This window comes from Amycolatopsis sp. NPDC114503, assembly GCF_055633655.1.
Map to the genome: position 1 here is coordinate 228,837 of NZ_JBVKDT010000003.1, position 19,220 is coordinate 248,056.

The following is a 19,220-nucleotide window of genomic DNA, read 5'->3' on the forward strand; positions in this document are numbered from 1 at the left end:
CACATCCGGAGAAGCCCCGGCTCAATCAAGCCCGAGCCACCAGCCCCTGCACCACCAGCTCCCTCAACAACGCCCGCACGGTCGCCGGGGGTACCCCCGGCGCAGCATCGACAAGCACCTTGAACGGCTGCGGCCCACACCCGAGCAACGCGGCGAGCACCGGCCGTGCGGCCTCCGCGAAGACCAGCCGCTTTCCTGCTCCGACCAGGGCCACCGTGCCGTCGCCGTCCGCCAGCGCGGCACGCGGGACGAGCAGCCGGACCTCGAAGTCGTCGTCCGGCGGCAGCAGTTCCGCCGTCGCCGCCCACGGCAGGCCGACGCGGGTCTGAGCCGGAGCCTGGGCGTCCCGGTCGGCGAGGAACCGGTCGACCACGTCGCCCGCGGCCAGCTCCGCCAACCGGCTTCGCAGCGCTTCGGCCCGCTCGGCCCGCGCGTCCGGACCCGCGAATCGGGGCAAGTCTTCGCGGAACAGCTCGTCGGACCGCACCTGGTCGGCCAGCCACGCCACGAGGTCCACACCGGTGGCGGCGTTGAACCCGATCGTCAGGTGCAGCGACTCCTCGCCGACGGCGGACACGTCGTGCCAATGCCCGCGCGGCAGGTAGAGGACATCGCCGTCCTCCAGCAGGAAGTCGTCGTGCGGCTCGCCCTCCGGACGTTCCGGGAGCTCGACGTCCCGCTGCAGCGGCGAACGCCGGCTGACCCCGTGCAGCCGCCACCGCTTGCGGCCGGAAAGCTGGATGATGAACGCGTCATGGTCGTCCCAGTGCACGTCGAAGCCGTGCGTGGTGCCCCAGCCCGCGTACAGGTTGACCTGGATCCGCTCGCGCAAGTCGTGTTCGAGCCTGCCCGCCAGCTCGCCGACCTCGTCGACCAGCTCGTTGACCGAGTCGAGCACTAACGTCGCGCCGGCGCGCAGGTGTTCGGCGAACGGGGCCGAGAGCACGCGCGGGACCTGGCCGTTGCGCCGGGTCGAGACCATTTCGGTGTAGGTGTGGGCGGGGACGACGTCGCCGTCGAGCGCGAGCCGCAGCCGGGGGAACTCCAGCCGGTGCTGGCGCAGCACCCGGTCCAGCTCCGGCCACGGGAGCAGCGACGCGAACCGCCCCTTCTCCCCCGGGAACCGCCGCGGCGCCTTGCCGAGGACCTCTGCGAAGAACTGGCCGGCCTCGAGCGGTGCCACGAGGCCGGCCAGTCCGGGAATCTCCGTCATGGAGCGGGACAACGGCTAGTCGTTGCCGTCGTTGTCGGCGACGGCGCCGTTGGCCTTGCCGCGGTCCACCGCGGCGGTCAGCGGTTCCACGCTCAGCAGCAAGCCGCTGGCGGCCGCGTCGGTGTCGGTTGTCATGCGTTCTTGAGCCATCCGGACCTCGCAACGTCGACGACTGGGCCCGCCTCACGCTACGGGAGATCGCCGGGGCGGACATCGGTCATTTGAGTAATCTTCACCGGCCCCGCGACCACCCTCGGCAGCCTTGGCCCGTCACAGATTCTGCTGGTAATCCTGCTCGAGACCGGCCCGCAGCTGCCGTTCGTCCACCCCCGCGCGCACCAGCTTCGCGGCCTCGCCCGCGGTCTGGTTCAGGTTGAGGTGATCGGTCCAGATCGTGGACGAACGCGGCAGGTCGGCAGGATCGACGTGCCGGGCGGCGTCCCACAGCCCGGCTTCGCGCACCGCGGCGTTCCGCGCGAGCCTGACGGTCTCGATTTCCACCTTCAGCACAGTTTTCGGGGTGCGATTGCGCTCGGTCATCGACTCGCGCAGCCCGGACTCCGTGCTGACGACCGCCTTTCCGGTGATCTCCACCGTGCGGGTGTCACCGGGGACGACGGCCACCACAGCCACGTCGGGGCGCTCGACGACATTGTGGAACGTGTCGGTGCGCCGGTTGCCCGGCCGATCGGCGAGGACGACCGTCGTCGGTCCGATCATCCGGGCCACGCCGGGAGGATCGCCCTTGGGACTGGCGTCCGCGCGTCCGGAGCCGTCCCGCGACGTGATCACCGCGAAAGGCGAGGCAGCAAGGAAAGCAGCCGCCGCGGGCCCGATGCCCGAGCCCTCCTCGACGACGTCGGCGTCCTGCGCCGCGGCTGGACCCCACAGGTTCGAGCGGATCACCGCTTTGCCGCAATGCAGGAACGCTTCCTCGACGAGGAGACCGTCTTCGGCGATGGTTCCGTTGATGCGCAAGGTCTCGCGCCATCCCGGGATGAGCACGAGCAGCGCGGCGCCGGCGCCCGGTGCGGCCCCATCCGGAACCTCGAGTTTCAGCCGCGACTCGGTCTCCGCCTCCGCGAACCCGGGAGCCCCTCCGACCATTTCGGCCCGCTGCCGGCCCCCGGCATCGACATAACCGAGCACGCCGGCGGGACTGTGGCGGAGCAGCGTGCGGCAATGCGGGTCGAGGCGGTCGATCGACTTCATCATGACCGGCAGCGGCCGTTCGCCCACGACGCGTTCCAGGTCCGGCACCGCACGGATGATCCCCATGGAGTTAGGTTAGCCTAATTCACTGGCGGCGACTTTGGGCGTCGAGTTCACGGGCCTCGCGCGCGAGGCTCGGCAACTCTCTTGCCGGACGCGGGCGACATCGGACGGAGCTGGGTTCGCTCCGCCGCCGAGCACGTCGCCTGCAGGCTGACGGTGAGTTCGCCTCAGCGCCAGGGGCATGCGGCACCCGAGCGGGGCAGGCTTCGCTCAACCGCCGGTCACTGGCGACCGGTGCTGCTCTCTCCGCCGCATAGAGAGCGATACCGCGGGCGTCGAACTCGCTCACCGCCACGAGGCCCAGCCGTCCCCCGCCAGGCCCGCCCTCTGCCAGGCCCGTCCTTTACCGGGCCCGTCCCTCACGAAACCCGTTCCCCACGAGACCCGTCCCCCGCTGGGCCCGTCTCTCGCCAGGCCCGTCCCCCACCAGCATCCGGTCCTCCCGCCCGCGCAGCCCCTCACCACCCATCCATCCACTTCCAGCCGACCCACCCGCCCATCGCCGTCCACCCGCCCACCGCCGTCCAGCCGACCACCCGCCCACCGCCGTCCAGCTCACCACCCGCCCACTTCCGGCGGAACATCGCACACTCGATCCGGAATCCCGGGATTTTGCATACCAAAACCTGTATCCTGAAAACTGAGTTCCTCGAATCCCGCCGCAGATCCCACCCGAGGTGCACCGTGACCGAATCCGTTTCTCCCCTGCCCGAACGCGGGCCTACCGGCCGCCGGACGGCGAAGGGGTCGCTTGCCGGCAAGAGCGGCAACCGGGTGGAGCGGCCCGCGCCGTTGCGGCAGGTCGTGTACGACGCGCTCGCCGAGCTGATCATCAACCGCACGCTCGAACCCGGGCAGCATCTCGTCGAGGCCGATCTCGCCGAGTACCTGGGCGTCAGCCGCCAGCCGGTCCGCGAGGCGCTGCAACGGCTGCAGAGCGAAGGCTGGGTCGATCTCCGGCCGGCGCAAGGCGCGTTCGTGCACCTGCCCACCGACGAAGAAGCCGACCAGCTGCTCGGCGTCCGGGCGGTCCTGGAGACCCATTCCGCGCGGCTGGCCGCCGCTTGTGCGACCGACGAGGACATCAAGCGCCTGTGGGAACTGCAGGATGTCGGCATGAAAGCCCTCGCCGCGGACGACAGCGAACGGCTCGTCGCGGCGAACGCCGACCTGCATTCCTACATCACCGAACTGACCGGCAACGCGGTCCTGTCCGAGCTGATCGGCCTGGTCGACCGCCGCGTGCGCTGGTACTACACGCCGATCGCGCGGCCCCGCGGGCGCGACGCGTGGCAGGAGCACGCCGCGCTGATCGAGGCGATCGCCGCGCACAACGTCGACAAGGCCGAGAAAATCATGGCGCAGCACACCGAACGCACGCGCCGGGCGTTCCACGAACGGCCCGGTGCGTCGGAGTAGAGCAAAGCGGTCCGGGAGCGACGGGGCGGATGCCAGCCGTCCCGTCGCTCCCGGACCCGCGGGGAACTCAGCTGCCGGCCGCCGGAGCTGTGCGGGCGATCTGCTTGCCCGCCTTTTCCGTTGTGCCACGCCCGGAACGCCCGGGTTGGCGCAAGAACAACGTCATCACCGCGGACAGCAACGCGATACACCCGGCCAGCACATACGCACCGGTGTAGCCCCACGCGGCGATCACCCCGGCCGCAAGGCCACCGCCTCCGACGCCGCCGACCAGTTTCGCGCTGTAGACGATGCCGTAGTTGGTCGCGTTGTGGTTTTCACCGAAGTAATCCGGTACCAGCGCAGCGAACAGCGGGTAGAACGCGCCGCTGCCGAAACCGGTCAGCACCGCGAACACCATGAACCAGAACAAACTGTGCGTCTTTCCCGACCACAGCACGCCGAATTGCGCGAGCGCCGCGATCACCAGCACCCAGAACAACGTCGCTTTGCGCCCGATCCGGTCGGACGCCCACCCGACGATTCCGCGGCCGACCCCGTTCACGATCGCCAGAATTCCCGCCGAGGAGGCCGCTACGAACGCGCCGAACTGGCTTTCCTTGGCGAAATCGACCTGGAAATTGATCCCGAACAGCGAAACCCCGCCGATCACCACGAGGGTGACCCACATCAGCGGAAGCATGCCGGTGCGGATCGCCTCCATCGGCGTGAACTGGCGCACGGCGGGCGGATTCTTCGCCAGGCTCTTCGCCTTTCCCGCCGCGCTGCCCTTCACCCAGGCGATCGGGTCGACCTCGGCGGGCCACCAGTTCTTCGGCGGGTCTTTGAACACGAAACCGCACAGCCCGACCGCCACGAGCATGTACAGGCCGATCGCGTCGAGCGTGATCGTCACGTTCTCATGCCCCAGGAAAGCGCTGAACAGGTAAATGAACGGCACCGAACCGTAGGCGAACCCGCCGTTCACGAACCCGGTGCGGGCGCCGCGTTTCTCCGGATACCATTTTCCGACCATGTTGATGCACGTCGCGTACACCAGCCCGGCGCCGATTCCGCCCAGCACCGAATACCCGACGAACGCCACCGCCAGATTTCCGCTGTGCGCGATGGAGAAGTAGCCGATCCCGGAACACACCGCCCCGGCCAGCATCGCCGTCTTCGCCGACACGATGTTCTTCTCCCGCAGCCGCCCGGCCGGGAAAGCGACCCCGGCCTGGAACACGGCCCAGATACTGGCCAGCCAGAACGCGTCCGACAACGACCAGCCGTATTTCTCTTCGAGCGTTCCCTCGACGGCTCCCCAGCCGTATTCGAACACGCTCACCGCCATCATGGCCACCCACGGCAGCCAGACCATCCAGCTGCGGGACCGGCCCATCAGGTCCCGGGGGCTCTCCCCGATCCGGTACGTCCGCCCGTTTTCGTCGACGATCTCCTGGTATGTCGGTTGGGCTGCGGTCATGAGAATTCTCTTTCGTCACCGTTGACTTCGGTTCCCGTGCCGGGCTGTCTCCGTTCTTCCCCCGAGCCGGGACGCGACCGCGCGCCCCGGCGTCCCTTCCTCGCCGCACTCCGCTGACCAGCGGTTAGGTGTCGGGCAACGTACGCCTCCCTCCGGACTTGATCAAGGCAGCAGTCCCGCCGAACGCGCCCAGCGGTACTTCGCGCCGAGCACCGCGACCGGCTTTTCGGTCGTGTACGGATAAGCGACGACACCGTGTGCGTACAGGTGCTCGCTGGCCTGCTCGACCTCGACGTCCCCGGACAGCGAGGCCACCACCGGCTTGTGGATTCCTTTCCGCCGGAACTCCTCCACGACGTCCGCTACCAGCTCCGCGAACACCATCGGCGGCGTGACGATCGTGTGCCAGTAACCGAGAACCAACGAGTGAATACGATCGTCGGAAAGGCCGAGCGCGATGGTGTTCCGATAGGTCGAGGGCGGTTCGCCGCCGGTGATGTCGACCGGGTTGCCCGCCGCGCCGAACGGCGGGATGTATTCGCGGAACGCGGCATCGAGGTCGTCCGGGATCCGCATCAGCGTGAGCCCGTTGTCCACACAGGCGTCTGAAAGCAGCACCCCGGAACCGCCCGCGCCGGTAATGATCACGACGTTTTCGCCCTTCGGCGTGGGCAGTTTCGGCACGCCTCGCGCGTATTCGAGCAGGTCATTCAGCCCGGGTGCGCGAATGACACCGCTCTGGCGCAAGATGTCGTCGTAGACCCGGTCATTTCCGGCAAGCGCACCCGTGTGCGACCCAGCTGCTTTCGCGCCTTCCGACGTGCGCCCAGCTTTCAGCACTACCACCGGCTTCTTTGCCGAAACCCGTTTCGCAGTCTCGGCGAACGCGCGACCGTCCTTGAGATCTTCCAGATGCATGGCGACGAGTTCGGTGTTGTCGTCGTGCTCGAAGAACGTGAGAAGATCGTCTTCGTCTATGTCTGCCTTGTTTCCGACGCCGACAATCGCCGACACGCCCATCCCCGCCGACCGGCTGAAGCCCAGGATCGCCATCCCGATCCCGCCGCTCTGCGACGACAGCGCGACGCCGCCTTTGACGTCATACGGGGTGCAGAACGTCGCCGACAGGTTCTCCGGCGTGTAGTAGTAGCCGTAGATGTTCGGACCGAGAATCCGCACGCCGTGCTTGCGCGCGATGGCCAGAACTTCTTTCTGCAGCTCGATGTTTCCCGTCTCGCCGAAGCCCGACGGGATCAAGATCGCCCCGGCCGCGCCCTTCGCGCCCACCTCTTCCAGCGCCGCCGGCACGAACTTGGCCGGGATGGCGAAGACCGCGACATCCACGTCGCCGGGCACGTCCGCGATGCTCGGATACGCCTTGCGGTCGAGGATTTCCGCGGCCTTCGGATTGATCGGATAGATCTCGCCCGCGTAGCCGCCGTTGACGAGATTCTTCATCACCGAATTGCCGATCTTGCCGTCCTCGGCGGACGCGCCGATCACCGCGACCGCGGCCGGCTTCATGATCCGGTTCATCGCGGTCAGGATCTCGTCCTGGCCGAACCGCACCGGTTCCGCGGCCGCCGCCGGATCGACGATAATCCGCACGTCCACCGCGGTCGCCCCGTCGCCGGTGGCGAGCACCGGGTTGAGGTCGACCTCGGCCAGCTGCGGGAAGTCGGTGACCAGCTGCGACAGCCGTCGCATGACGTCTGCCAGCGCTGTCTTGTCCACCGCTTCGCCGCCGCGCACTCCATTGAGGATTTCAGCGGCGGCAATACCGTCCACCATGGACAGTGCTTCGTCGGTACTGGTGGGCGCCAGGCGGAAGGTGACGTCCTTCAGCACCTCGACCAGGACTCCGCCGAGTCCAAACGCGACAATCTTGCCGAAGCTCGGATCGGTGACCGCGCCGATGATCACCTCCTGTCCGCTGGTCAGCATCTGCTGCACCTGGACGCCGGTGATGCGCGCCGACGCGTCGTAAGCCTTGGCATTAGCCAGAATGGTGGCGTAACCGTCCGCGACTTCCTGCTCGTCGCGGAGGCCGACGAGTACGCCGCCAGCCTCGGTTTTGTGCAGGATGTCCGGCGACACGATCTTCAGCACTGCTGGCAGGCCGATTTCCGTCGCCTGGGCCACCGCTTCCTCCGCGGACGTGGCAAGCCGTTCCCGTGGCGTCGGAATGCCGTACGCCTCGCAGATCGCGCGTCCTTCCGGCGCGGTCAGCGCTAAACGGCCTTCTCCGGCTGCTCGGGCCAGGATCTCCTCGACCGCCGCGCGGTCAATTTCGCTGGTCATCCTCAGATCACGCCCGCCGTCCGCAGTTGCTCGACATCCGCCGTGCTGTAGCCGAGTTCGCCGAGCACTTCGTCGTTGTGTTCGCCCAGCAACGGAGAGCGCTCGACGTCCACCGGCGAATCCGACAGCTTCAACGGGCAGCCGACAGTCTTGAACGCGCCGCGCTCCGGATGCGGCACCTCGACCACCGATCCCAGCTCGGCCAGCGTCTCGTCCTCGATCAGCTCCTTAGTGGACAGAATCGGTCCACAAGGGATGCTGCGGGCGTTGAGCAACTCCATGACCTCCCATTTGGTGCGCTGCTCGGTCCATTCCTCGACCATCGCGAACACCTTGTCCAGTTTGGACAGCCGTGCCTCGGGCGTCGCCCAGTCCGGATCCTCGGCGAGCTCCGGCCGTCCGATCAGCTCGGTCAGCGGAGCCCAGCCGACCGGCTGGACGATGACGTAGATGTAGTCGTTGGGCCCGCCCGGCGCGCAGCGCACCGCCCAGCCCGGCTGGCCGCCGCCGGACGCGTTGCCCGAACGCGGCACCTCGTCGCCGAACCGCTCGTTGGGGTACTCCCCCAGCGCACCGTGCGCCAGCCGCTGCTGGTCGCGCAGCTTGACCCGGCACAGGTTGAGCACCGCGTCCTGCATCGCCACCTGCACCCGCTGTCCGCGCCCCGTGCTCGTGCGCTGGTACAACGCCGCGAGAATCGCCGCGACCAGATGGATGCCAGTCCCCGAATCGCCGATCTGCGCACCGGTGGCGGTCGGCGGCCCCTGCTCGAAGCCGGTCGTGCTCATCGAGCCGCCCATCGCCTGCGCGATCACCTCGTAGGCCTTGAAATTCGCGTACCTGCCAGGCCCGAACCCCTTGATCGACGCATAGATCAGCCGCTCGTTGATTTCGTGCAGCCTCTCCCAAGAGAAGCCGAAGCGGTCCACCACGCCGGGCCCGAAGTTCTCCACCAGAACGTCCACTGAGGACACCAGCTTCGTGAAGACTTCCTTTCCTTGCTCGCTTTTCATGTTCAGCGTGATGCTGCGCTTGTTCGCGTTCAGCATCGTGAAGTACAGGCTGTCCACTCCGGGCAGATCGCGCAGCTGGCCCCGGGTGATGTCGCCGCGCCCGGGGGTTTCGAGCTTCACCACGTCCGCGCCGAGCCAGGCGAGGATCTGGGTCGACGACGGTCCTGATTGGACGTGAGTCATGTCGAGGACGCGGACGCCCTCCAGTGCCTTTCCCATCTTCGGCTCCTCCCGACTACTTGTACATCGTCTGGTTCATGGTTCCGGGGGCGTAGGCGTCCGGGTCGACCCAGACGTTGATCAGCGACGGCTTGCCGGATTCCCGCGCGCGGCGCAGCGCCGGGGCGATGTCCGCCGGGTCGCGGACCTCCTCGCCGTAGCCGCCGAGCATCCGGGCGAACTGGTCGTAGGGAACGTCGCCGAGGGTGTTGCCGATGCGTTCGCGCGCGAGGCCGTATTTCTGCGCCTGGCCGTAGCGGATCTGGTTCATCGACGAGTTGTTCCCGACGATCCCGACGAACGGCAGATCGAACCGCACCAGCGTCTCGAAATCCCAGCCGGTGAGGGAAAACGCGCCGTCTCCGAAAAGCGCCACGACTTCCTGATCCGGACGCGCGTGCTTCGCGGCCATCACGAACGGAATACCGACCCCGAGCGTCCCCAGCGGACCGGGATCCATCCAGTGCCCGGGCGCCTTCGGCTGCACGACCTGGCCGGAGAACGTGACGATGTCACCGCCGTCGCCGATGTAGATCGAGTCCTCGGTCAGGAATTCGTTGATCTCGTGCACCAACCGGTACGGGTGGATCGGATTCGCGTCGGAATGCTGCTGCGGCAACCGCTTCTGCTTGGCTTTCTCCTCGACCGCGCGCAGCTCTTCCAGCCACGGCTTGCGCCCGACCGCCCCGTTGTCCACGCGGCCAGACGCAGCATCCGCGACCGCGGCGAGGATTTGTCCCGCGTCTCCGACAATGCCGAGATCGATGTCGCGATTCTTGCCGACCGTACGGTAGTCGAGGTCGATCTGCACCACCTTCGCGTCAGGGGAAAGCCTTTTGCCGTAACCCATCCGGAAGTCGAACGGGGTGCCGACGATGACGATCACATCGGCGTTGTCGAACGCGTATCGACGAGAAAGCTGGAAGTGGTGCGGATCGCCCGGCGGCAGCGTTCCCCGACCGGCCCCGTTCATGTACGCCGGGATGTTCAAGGTGCGCACGAGATCCGTCGCGGGCTCGGTGGCGCGAGTCGTCCAGACCTGGCTCCCGAGCAGAATCGCTGGTTTCCTGGCGTGTACCAACAGATCAGCGAGCTTTTCGACGTCGGCTGGATCGCCCGCGTTCCGGGTGGAGGCGCGATAACGGCCGGACTCCGGGATGCGAGCGTTCTCCAACGGCACCCGCGCGTCGAGAACGTCGCGCGGAATCTCCAAAAAGGACGGACCGGGTGCGCCCGCGAAGGCCTCCCGGAACGCCATCGACACCAGGTCGGCGGCGCGCGAGGTGTGCGGGACAGTGGCGGCGAACTTGGTGATCGGGGCCATCATGTCCACGTGCGGCAGGTCCTGCAGCGAGCCCATTTTGTGCTGGCTCAACGCACCTTGGCCGCCGATCAGCAGCATCGGGCTCTCCGCGCGCAATGCGTTCGCGACACCCGTGACCGCGTCGGTCGTCCCCGGGCCCGCCGTGACGACCGCACAGCCGGGGCGCCCGGTGATCCGCGCGTACCCGTCGGCCGCGTGCGCCGCAACCTGCTCGTGCCGGACGTCGATGACGCTGATGCCCTCGTCCACGCAGCCGTCGTAGATGTCGATGATGTGGCCGCCGCAGAGGGTGAAGATGGTGTCGACGCCTTCGGCTTTCAGGGCTTTCGCGACCAGGTGCCCGCCGGAGATCGTGGCTGCTGCCTCGCGGTCGCCGTTGGTGGTGGCCTTGGGCTGGCTGGCTTTCTCTCCGGCTTTCTCGCTGGTCTGCGCGCCGGTCTTCTCGCTGGCCTTCTCACTGGTCCGCGCGCCTGCCTTCTCGCTGGTCTGCGCGCTGGCGTTGACCTCGGTTTGCCCGGCGGTGTTCTCACTCGCGTTCGCGCTGCCGTTCTGGCCGTTCTCGCCAGGCTCATGGCTCCGCCTGCTGGGGTTCTCGCCGGTGTGCTGGCCTGCTTGCCGGCCGGTCGTGGTTGGCGACATGCGCAACTCCTCCTGTCCCGCGCCGGACCTCTCTGATCCGCGCGCCCGTCCCGGTCTGCTCGTGCCCTCTCCGCGGCCCGCCGGATCTGTCGCCGCAGGTCAGCGACTCGTCGCCGGAAGACTGTAGATTGCATACCGTATGAGGTAGGCATTAGACTTACTCTTCGAGCCGCCCGCTGTCCAGGGGCATCCGCAGGTTTGTCCGGTTGGCTTGCGGGTCGCTTCGCCACAGGTCCCGGCGGGAGGTTCGCGGACTGATTGGTCGGGTTGATTCGAAGGCGGCGGCAGGTCGGGTTGGACGGATCGGTTCGTCGGATCGGTTCGTGCCGCTCGATGTGGCGGCGGTTCGGCTCGTCAGGCCGCTCTGTCGTGCTGAACGTGGGCGGCAGACCGGCTCGCCAGGCTGGTCTGTCCTCCTGGGCATGGCGGCAGTCCGGCTCGTCAGATCGATCTGTCCTGCCGAACGTGGCGACAGGCTCGTCGACGGGTCCGGAGCGCGTTCGCACCAAACGGCGCGGGTCGGGCGCGTCGAAGGGAATCCGCCTCATCCGGGCAGATGCCAGGCCTGCCCGGAGTCCGCACCTGGCTGACCCGGCTGGACCGCGGAGGTCCGACCGGGCCGAGACCGGCCTGGCCGCCCCGGGCAACCCGCCCAGCCGGGAACTGCCGCCACGCCCGCCCAGGCGACCGGCCGGGCCACAACCTCAACCCGAGCGGTCAACTCACACCCGCGACGACCTCAACCCAGACCGTCAACTCACCGCCCGCCACAACCCCAGCTCCACCGTCCACCCGCATCCGCCCCCAGCCTCGCCAAGACGCCTCCACTGAACTGGCCGACCGAGAAGCACCCGCGACCGACGCGCAAACCCACCACTTCGCCAACCCCGGCTCCCCCGCAAGGAAGGAATCCCGATGGACCTCTTGGAGCACCAAGCGCGCGACCTCTTCGCCGCGCACGGCGTGCCAGTCCCCCGCGGCCAGGTCGCCGCCACGCCCGAGGAAGCGCGGGCGGCGGCCGTCGACCTCGGCGGGCCGGTGGTCGTCAAGGCGCAGGTCAAGACTGGCGGCCGGGGCAAGGCGGGCGGGGTGAAACTCGCGGCCCGGCCCGACGACGCCGAGCAGATCGCCCGCGAGATCCTCGGCATGGACATCAAGGGCCACCGAGTGCATCGCGTTCTCGTGACCGAGGCGAGCGAGATCGCCGACGAGTACTACGTCTCCTACCTCCTCGACCGCGCCGACCGGACCTTTCTCGCGATGGCGTCTGCGGCCGGCGGCATGGACATCGAGGAAGTCGCCGCGACTCGGCCTGAGGCGCTGGTCAAGGTGCCGATCGACCTGCGCGTCGGCGTTGATCTGGTGAAGGCGCGCAGGATCACCGCGGCGGCGCAGCTTCCGGTCGAGGCGGCGAGCGTCCTGGTTCGGCTGTGGGACGTGTTCACGTCGGAGGACGCCACGCTCGTCGAGGTGAATCCGCTCGCCCGTACGCGCGGCGGGGAGATCGTCGCGCTCGACGGGAAGGTCACGCTTGACGCCAACGCCTCGTTCCGGCATCCCGGGCATCAGGTGTTCGCGGACTCGGAACTCGGGGATCCGCTTGAACAGCAGGCCGCCGAGCAGGGACTCAATTACGTCAAGCTCGACGGCGACATCGGCGTGATCGGCAACGGCGCGGGTCTCGTGATGTCCACTCTGGATGTAGTGGCTGCCGCGGCGCGGGAGGCGGGGGCGGTCGGACCGGCGAATTTCCTCGACATCGGCGGTGGGGCGTCCGCGGAAGTGATGTCTGCCGGGCTCGGGGTGATTCTCGGGGATCCGGCGGTGCGCAGCGTGTTCGTGAACGTCTTCGGCGGGATCACGGCGTGCGACGCGGTGGCGGACGGCATCGTGAAAGCGTTGGCGCTGCTGGGCGAGCGCGCGACGAAACCGTTGGTAGTCCGGCTCGACGGGAACAACGTCACCGAGGGCAGGCGGATTCTCGCCGAGGCAGCGCATCCGCTGGTGACGGTGGTCGCCACGATGGACGACGCCGCACGCGAAGCGGCCAAGCTCGCTACCGTGACGGAGGGCTGACCGATGGCGATCTTCCTGGACGAAACCAGCCGGGTCATCGTTTCCGGCATCACCGGCTCGGAGGGTGCCAAGCACACCCGGCGGATGCTGGCCGCGGGCACGAACGTCGTGGGCGGAGTGAATCCGCGCAAGGCCGGGCAGACCGTTTTCCTTGACGGGCATGAACTTCCGGTGTTCGGCGGCGTCGCCGAGGCGATGGCGGAGACCGGTGCGGACGTAGTGGTCTTGTTCGTGCCGCCGCCGTTCGTGAAGGACGCGGTGGTTGAGGCGATCGACGCCGGCATCGGTCTCGCGGTGGTGATCACCGAGGGCGTGCCGGTGCACGATTCCGCCGCGTTCTGGGCGCACGCGCGCGACAGCCGCACCCGGATCGTCGGGCCGAACTGTCCTGGCCTGATCTCCCCCGGGCTGTCGAACGCGGGGATCATTCCGTCCGGCATCACCGGTCCCGGACGGATCGGGCTCGTGTCGAAATCCGGGACGCTCACCTATCAGCTCATGCACGAACTCCGCGACATCGGCTTTTCCAGCTGCATCGGCATCGGCGGCGACCCGGTCATCGGCACCACGCACATCGACGCGGTCGAGGCGTTCGAGAAGGATCCGGACACCGACGTGATCGTGCTGATCGGCGAAATCGGCGGCGACGCGGAAGAACGCGCGGCGGCTTACGTGCGAGAGAACGTGCGGAAGCCGGTCGTCGGCTACGTCGCTGGATTCACCGCGCCGGAAGGCAAAACCATGGGGCACGCGGGAGCGATCGTGTCCGGGTCGTCCGGTACCGCCGGGGCGAAGAAGGCAGCGCTCGAAGCGGCGGGGATCCGGGTCGGGCGCACGCCGAGCGAGACGGCGCGGCTGGTTCGCGAGGTGCTTGCCGAAACGAGCTGACATCGACGGCGGCGCAGGCGTAGTACTACGACCGGAGTGGTTCGAATCCAGGAGGACCGATGGACCTGCGGCAGCTGGAAACCGTCGTGGCAGTGGCCGAGGAGGGCGGGTTCACGGCGGCCGCGCGGCGGCTGCACACGGTGCAGTCGACTGTGTCCACTGTGGTCCGTGCGCTCGAACGCGATCTCGGTACCGAGCTGTTCGAACGCACCACTCACCGGGTCGCGCTTACGCCTGCGGGCAAAGCGTTTCTCCCCGCAGCGCGAACCGCGCTGGAGGCAGCGAGCCAGGCTCGGGCGACGGTCGACCGGGCGCGCTGGCAGGTCACCGGGGAGGTCCGGATCGGGGTCATGCCCGGGGCGTGGCCGGAACCGCATCGGGCGCTGAGCGCGTTGCGCCGGGACCATCCCGGAGTGCGAGTGCTGGTGCGGACCGCGCCGCCGCATCAGCTGCGCGAGGCGGTCGTGACTTCCACTGTGGACATAGTGGTCGCGGTCGCCGGCTGCGCCCCGGGCGAGGGGCTGGTGAGCCGTCAGGTCCGGAGGGAGGAGATGGTGCTGGTCACCGCGGCGGGCGACGGAGCCGCGGATCGGCCGGTGTCGGCAGCCGAAGCGGCCAGTACCGCGGTGGTGGATTTCGCGCCGGGCTGGGCGATCCGGGAGGCCACTGACCGGACGTTCCAGTCGGCGCGCGTGCGGCGGACCGTCGTGCACGAGGTCACCGACGCGCCCGCTGCGGCCGAACTGGTGCGGCACGATCTCGGCGGCTGCGTGCTGCCGGTGTCGGTCGCCGCACAGTTCCCCGACCTGACCGGCCGCCGGTTCGCTCGCGGCGGCCCGGCATGGAACATCACAGCTACGCATGCCGGAGACCCGCGCCCGGCGGTGGCGGCGGTGTTGAGGCATTTGGCCTGACCCGACACCGAATACCACGATGACCCGGCTGGGCGATCCGCCTTCAGCAATGGCGACGGTGCGGCATCTGGCCAGATGCCGGTTGCCCACGGCTGCCTTTACGGACCATCATCGCTGCGCACCCGGGCACCTGTGACTGGCCGGGCTGCGGCATCTGACCCGGCAAACTCCGCTTCGCCTGCAAACACCGGACCGCGCCTGGAAGTTGCTCCTGCGCACCGCTCAGCCCAGCCCCCAGCGATTCGCCCCAGCAGCCCCGCGGAACAACACTCGCGCAACCCAACCGCACCCGATCGCCCCGACAGAACCCCGACGCCACACCAAACCCGACTCAGCCCGAAGCCCAATCCGCCCGGATGTGCTTCAGATGCGCCCGGACCTGCTCCTCCAACCGGCCCCAATCCCGAGCCTCCACCGTCGCCAGCATCTCCCGGTGCTCTCGCGCCGAATCCGCCAGCCGGCCGTGCTCGGCGAGTTTTTCCAAGCCGTACAGCCGCGTCTGGTCGCGCAGGTTGGCGATGGCGTCCGTCAGCCGCCCGTTCCCCGCCAGGGACAGCAGGTCCAGATGGAAACGGCGGTCTGCCTCCAGGAAGCGGGCGACATCGCCGTCGCCGGCCGCGGCCTCGATCTCGGCGGCCAGGCTGTCCAGTCGCGCGAGGTCGTCGGGGCCGGCGGCCGCCGCGGCGGACAGCGTTGCCGGGACTTCCAGCAGCAGCCGCATCTCGTAGATTTCGTCCAGGTCGCGTTCGGTCATCGCGACGACCCGGTAGCCGCGGTTGCGGACCGGTTCCAGGAGGCCCTGGTTGACCAGCGTCAGCAACGCCTCGCGCACCGGGCTGCTCGACACGCCCAGGCGCGTCGCGAGCGCGGCTGCCGAATAGATGTCGCCGGGACGCAGATCGCCGGACACCATCGCCTGCCGCACGACTTCGAGCACTTGTTCGCGCAGGTTCGTGCGCTGCAGCTGCGTCACGGGGACACTCCTCCGCTCTCCGAGGGCTTGACTTCGCCCGCTTACGTCCCGCATCGTAGCTTAGTAACCGGTAGCCGGTTACTAAGGAGTAACTTATGCCTGAGGTTCGCGGTTACTGCACGTTGTGCCGATCGCGCTGCGGCGCGGTCTACACGGTCGAGAACGGAACGCTGCGCGGCGTCCGGCCGGATCCCGCGCATCCGACCGGGGCCGCGTTGTGCCCGAAGGGCCGGGCGGCGCCTGAACTGGTCTACTCCCCCGAGCGGCTGCGCCGGCCATTGCGCCGCACGACGCCGAAGTCCGATCCGGATCCGAAATGGCGCGAGATCAGCTGGGACGAAGCGCTTTCCGAGATCGCCAGACGGCTCGGCGACCTCCGCGCGGCCAGCGGGGCCGAGGCGGTGGCGTTTTCGGTCACCTCCCCCAGCGGCACGCCGATGTCCGACTCGATCGACTGGGTCGAGCGGTTCATCCGGCTTTTCGGCAGCCCCAACACGCTGTACTCGACCGAGATTTGCAACTGGCACAAGGATTTCGCGCACGCGTTCACGTTCGGCTCGGGATTGCCCGCCCCGGATTACGCGGGGACGGAATTCGCGGTGCTGTGGGGGCATAATCCGGCCAAGGCGTGGCTTGCGCAATCCGCGGCGCTGGCCGGGGCGCGTACGCCGAAGCTGGCGGTTGTGGATCCGCGGCGGACTGCGAGCGCGGTGCAGGCCGAGCATTGGCTCCGGGTCCGGCCAGGTACCGACGGCGCGCTCGCGCTCGGGGTCGCCCGGGCATTGCTCGAGCGTCGTGGGCATGACGAAGCGTTCGTGCGGTCGTGGACCAACGCTCCGCTGCTGGTCCGAGTCGACAATGGACGGTTTCTGCGGGCGGCGGAAATCGATCCTGCGACAGCCGGATTTGCGGTGTGGGACGAAACGGCTGGCCAAGCTGAGCCGTACGACACGGATTATCCTGCAAGCGGGCCGGAAAGGTTTGCACTGCACGGAAAACGCCGCGTGCGCACGTTGACTGGTTCCGTTGACTGCATTCCCGCGTTCGAGTATTACGCGCAGGCCTGTGCTGCGTGGCCACTCGACCGGACCGAGGCGGTGACGACTGTCGAGGGCGCGGCGATCGAAGCTTTCGCGGCGGATCTTGCCGAGGCGAAATCCGTTACGTACGCGGCTTGGTCGGGCGTCGGACAGCACGCGAACGCGACGCAGACCGAGCGCGCGATCGCCACTCTCTACGCGCTCACCGGCAGTTACGACTCCCCCGGCGGCAACGTCGTCCTGCCGAAGCTGCCGGTCGCGCCGGTCACGTCGCCGGATCAGCTCGCGCCTGAGCAGCGTGCGAAAGCCCTTGGCCTTCAGGAGTTCCCGCTCGGACCTCCTGCGCAGGGATGGGTGACCGCGCGCGACTTCTGCCGGGCGGTTCTCGACGAGAAGCCTTACCCAGTCCGGGCTTTAGTATCGTTTGGCGGCAATCTTCTGCTGTCTCAACCGGATCCGAAACGTACTGCGGAAGCGTTGCGGCGCTTGGAGTTCGCGGTGCATCTTGATGTGTTCGAGAATCCGACCGCCCGGTTCGCCGACCTCTTGCTGCCGGTTCAGACGCCGTGGGAGCACGAGGCGGTCAAGGCGGGTTTCGAAATCAGCCAGGCGGCGCAGGAACACGTGCAGCTGCGGCCGCGGATGACTGATCCGATCGGCGAGTCCCGTTCGGACACTGAAGTCGTGTTCGAGCTGGCCGAGCGGCTCGGGCTCGGCGCGGAGTTCTTCGACGGCCGCATCGAGGACGGCTGGGATCACCAACTGGCCCCGCTCGGCCTCACTGCCGCACAACTGCGCGAGCGGCCCGGCGGCGTCGATCTGCCATTGCAGACTGAGTACCGCAAATATGCCCAGTGCGCGGAGAATGGTGCAGTGACTGGGTTTTCGACGCCGACTCGGCGGGTCGAGCTGTATTCCGAGCGGCTCACCGAGCATGGCCAGCCCGCGGTCCCGGACGCGGAACCGCCTGCGCCGGATCCTCGGCGCCCGCTGGTGCTGACGTGCGCGAAGAACGGGTACTTCTGCCACAGCCAGCATCGCGGGATTTCGTCGCTGCGCAAGCGTTTTCCGGAACCGGCCGTCGATCTGAGCGCGGAACTCGCGGCGGAGCGCGGGATCGAGGACGGGCAGTGGGTTCGCATCACGACCGCCTCCGCGTCCGTCCGGATGCGGGCGCGGATCGATCCCGCGCTGCATCGCGACGTGGTCGTGGCGGAGTACGGCTGGTGGCAGCCGGCTCCCGACCTCGCGCTGCCCGGTTCGGACCCGCTCGAGGACGGCGGGACCAACTACAACCTGCTTGTCGGCGACGACGCCCATGACCCGGTGAGCGGATCGGTTCCGTTGCGCTCGACGTTCTGCGACGTCCAGCCGGACGAATCGCAGCCGTGGACCGGGCAGCGTGAGTTCGCGGTCGAGGGCGCGGAGTTCGAGACCGAGGACATCCGGTCGGTGCGCCTCGCTCCGGTCGACGGGCGGCCGGTGCCAGGGTTCCGCGCCGGGCAGCACATCACCGTCGCCTGGCCGGACGCACCTGGGCTGACCCGCAGTTATTCGCTCACCGGGGCCGCGCAAGCACCGGACAACGGGTACGCGATCGCGGTGCGGCGGGTGTCGGGCGGGCAGTTCTCGCCCGCGGTGCACGACCGCGTCCAGCCGGGAACTCGGTTGCTGGTCACGGCTCCGTCCGGCGGATTCGCGCTGCCGACCGTCCATTCGCGACCCGTCGTGCTGCTGGCGGCCGGGATCGGGATCACGCCGTTCCTGAGCTATCTGGAGACCCTCGATCCGGCGTCGGCGCCGGAGATCGTTCTGCACCACGGGAGCCGCGACCGGTCTCGGCACGCGTTTCGCGAGCGCATTGCCACGTTGGCGGGCCGCCTGCCCAGCGTCCAGATCTTGGACCACTACAGTCGTCCTGGTCCGGAGGAGCACTGCGACTTCACCGGCCGGATCACCGCTGACCGCGTCGACGCTGACCTGATCCGGCGGCGGGCCCGGTTTTACTTGTGCGGTCCCGAAAGCATGCTGGACGAGGTGACCGCGGGCCTGGCGGAGCGAGGTGTGCCGCGCTTCGACATCTTCACCGAGAAGTTCCACGCCACGCCCGCACCGGTCCGGATCCCGGACGGCGCCACGGCCACCGTGCGGTTCGCGCGGTCCGGCCGCGAGGTCACCTGGCGGGCGGGCGACGGGGACCTGCTGCGGTTCGCGGAGGCGTCCGGGGTCGCGCTGCCCAGCGGATGCCGGCTCGGGCAGTGCGAAAGCTGTGCCGTGCCGGTGCTCGACGGAACCGTCGCGCACCTGGTCGCCGTCGCGGACGATCTGCCCGCTGACCAGTGCCTTGCCTGCCAGGCGGTACCCACTGGCGACGTAGTGCTCGATGCGTGAGCCTGGTCACCCCCTAACTTCGCAAACCCCGTCGGGGGTGCGAAATCCGGCATTCGGACGGCATCATCGGCGG

The 19,220-nt window shown here is 68.5% G+C and carries 12 protein-coding genes; 5 read left to right on the forward strand and 7 right to left on the reverse strand.

The features are described 5' to 3' along the window. Positions 1 to 25: 25 nt before the first annotated feature. Positions 26 to 1,213 (reverse strand): cupin domain-containing protein, encoded by a 1,188-nt coding sequence (locus ACZ7OI_RS13750; RefSeq protein ID WP_470264525.1) that lies wholly within the window; start codon positions 1,211 to 1,213, stop codon positions 26 to 28. A gap of 270 nt (positions 1,214 to 1,483) precedes the next feature. Next, complete coding sequence (locus ACZ7OI_RS13755; protein WP_470264526.1) at positions 1,484 to 2,491, reverse strand: pyridoxamine 5'-phosphate oxidase family protein; 1,008 nt, start codon at positions 2,489 to 2,491, stop codon at positions 1,484 to 1,486. 681 nt (positions 2,492 to 3,172) lie between these two features. Here ACZ7OI_RS13755 and ACZ7OI_RS13760 point away from each other — a divergent pair. Next, positions 3,173 to 3,907 (forward strand): GntR family transcriptional regulator, encoded by a 735-nt coding sequence (locus ACZ7OI_RS13760; RefSeq protein ID WP_354734774.1) that lies wholly within the window; start codon positions 3,173 to 3,175, stop codon positions 3,905 to 3,907. 67 nt (positions 3,908 to 3,974) lie between these two features. On the opposite strand, the gene ACZ7OI_RS13765 is transcribed toward ACZ7OI_RS13760, so the two are convergent. The 4 genes from ACZ7OI_RS13765 to ACZ7OI_RS13780 form a co-directional block, all read right to left on the reverse strand. Then, positions 3,975 to 5,369, reverse strand: coding sequence for an OFA family MFS transporter (locus tag ACZ7OI_RS13765; RefSeq protein WP_470264527.1), 1,395 nt, complete (start codon positions 5,367 to 5,369; stop codon positions 3,975 to 3,977). A 162-nt stretch (positions 5,370 to 5,531) separates the two neighbouring features. After that, positions 5,532 to 7,670 (reverse strand): acetate--CoA ligase family protein, encoded by a 2,139-nt coding sequence (locus ACZ7OI_RS13770; protein WP_470264528.1) that lies wholly within the window; start codon positions 7,668 to 7,670, stop codon positions 5,532 to 5,534. Positions 7,671 to 7,672: 2 nt separating this feature from the next. Continuing rightward, positions 7,673 to 8,902 carry a formyl-CoA transferase gene (frc, locus tag ACZ7OI_RS13775; RefSeq protein ID WP_470264529.1) on the reverse strand — a complete coding sequence of 410 codons (1,230 nt, stop codon included), beginning with the start codon at positions 8,900 to 8,902 and terminating at the stop codon, positions 7,673 to 7,675. Positions 8,903 to 8,918: 16 nt separating this feature from the next. Further along, positions 8,919 to 10,865, reverse strand: coding sequence for a thiamine pyrophosphate-binding protein (locus tag ACZ7OI_RS13780; protein WP_470264530.1), 1,947 nt, complete (start codon positions 10,863 to 10,865; stop codon positions 8,919 to 8,921). A gap of 915 nt (positions 10,866 to 11,780) precedes the next feature. On the opposite strand from ACZ7OI_RS13780, the gene sucC reads away from it, so the two are divergent. The 3 genes from sucC to ACZ7OI_RS13795 are packed head-to-tail and all read left to right on the forward strand — an operon-like array spanning position 11,781 to position 14,743. After that, a complete protein-coding gene (sucC, locus tag ACZ7OI_RS13785) occupies positions 11,781 to 12,941 on the forward strand; it encodes an ADP-forming succinate--CoA ligase subunit beta (RefSeq protein ID WP_470264531.1) in 1,161 nt (386 codons plus the stop codon). A 3-nt stretch (positions 12,942 to 12,944) separates the two neighbouring features. Continuing rightward, complete coding sequence (sucD, locus tag ACZ7OI_RS13790; protein ID WP_470264532.1) at positions 12,945 to 13,829, forward strand: succinate--CoA ligase subunit alpha; 885 nt, start codon at positions 12,945 to 12,947, stop codon at positions 13,827 to 13,829. Between the two features lie 59 nt (positions 13,830 to 13,888). Beyond that, a complete protein-coding gene (locus ACZ7OI_RS13795; protein WP_470264533.1) occupies positions 13,889 to 14,743 on the forward strand; it encodes a LysR family transcriptional regulator in 855 nt (284 codons plus the stop codon). 331 nt (positions 14,744 to 15,074) lie between these two features. Here ACZ7OI_RS13795 and ACZ7OI_RS13800 read toward each other — a convergent pair whose 3' ends face one another. Continuing rightward, entirely contained in the window at positions 15,075 to 15,716 is a 642-nt protein-coding gene (locus ACZ7OI_RS13800; RefSeq protein WP_470264534.1) for a GntR family transcriptional regulator, read from the reverse strand. Between the two features lie 95 nt (positions 15,717 to 15,811). Between ACZ7OI_RS13800 and ACZ7OI_RS13805 the strand changes: the two genes are divergently transcribed. Next, positions 15,812 to 19,147 carry a molybdopterin-dependent oxidoreductase gene (locus tag ACZ7OI_RS13805; RefSeq protein WP_470264535.1) on the forward strand — a complete coding sequence of 1,112 codons (3,336 nt, stop codon included), beginning with the start codon at positions 15,812 to 15,814 and terminating at the stop codon, positions 19,145 to 19,147. Positions 19,148 to 19,220 lie beyond the last annotated feature (73 nt).

Coding starts and splice junctions, on each gene's coding strand:
- ACZ7OI_RS13770 (WP_470264528.1), bottom strand. CDS start 7,670: ATGACCAGCGAAATTGACCGCGCGGCGGTCGAGGAGATCCTGGCCCGA.
- ACZ7OI_RS13780 (WP_470264530.1), bottom strand. CDS start 10,865: ATGTCGCCAACCACGACCGGCCGGCAAGCAGGCCAGCACACCGGCGAG.
- ACZ7OI_RS13750 (WP_470264525.1), bottom strand. CDS start 1,213: ATGACGGAGATTCCCGGACTGGCCGGCCTCGTGGCACCGCTCGAGGCC.
- sucD (WP_470264532.1), top strand. CDS start 12,945: ATGGCGATCTTCCTGGACGAAACCAGCCGGGTCATCGTTTCCGGCATC.
- sucC (WP_470264531.1), top strand. CDS start 11,781: ATGGACCTCTTGGAGCACCAAGCGCGCGACCTCTTCGCCGCGCACGGC.
- ACZ7OI_RS13765 (WP_470264527.1), bottom strand. CDS start 5,369: ATGACCGCAGCCCAACCGACATACCAGGAGATCGTCGACGAAAACGGG.
- ACZ7OI_RS13795 (WP_470264533.1), top strand. CDS start 13,889: ATGGACCTGCGGCAGCTGGAAACCGTCGTGGCAGTGGCCGAGGAGGGC.
- ACZ7OI_RS13755 (WP_470264526.1), bottom strand. CDS start 2,491: ATGGGGATCATCCGTGCGGTGCCGGACCTGGAACGCGTCGTGGGCGAA.
- frc (WP_470264529.1), bottom strand. CDS start 8,902: ATGGGAAAGGCACTGGAGGGCGTCCGCGTCCTCGACATGACTCACGTC.
- ACZ7OI_RS13805 (WP_470264535.1), top strand. CDS start 15,812: ATGCCTGAGGTTCGCGGTTACTGCACGTTGTGCCGATCGCGCTGCGGC.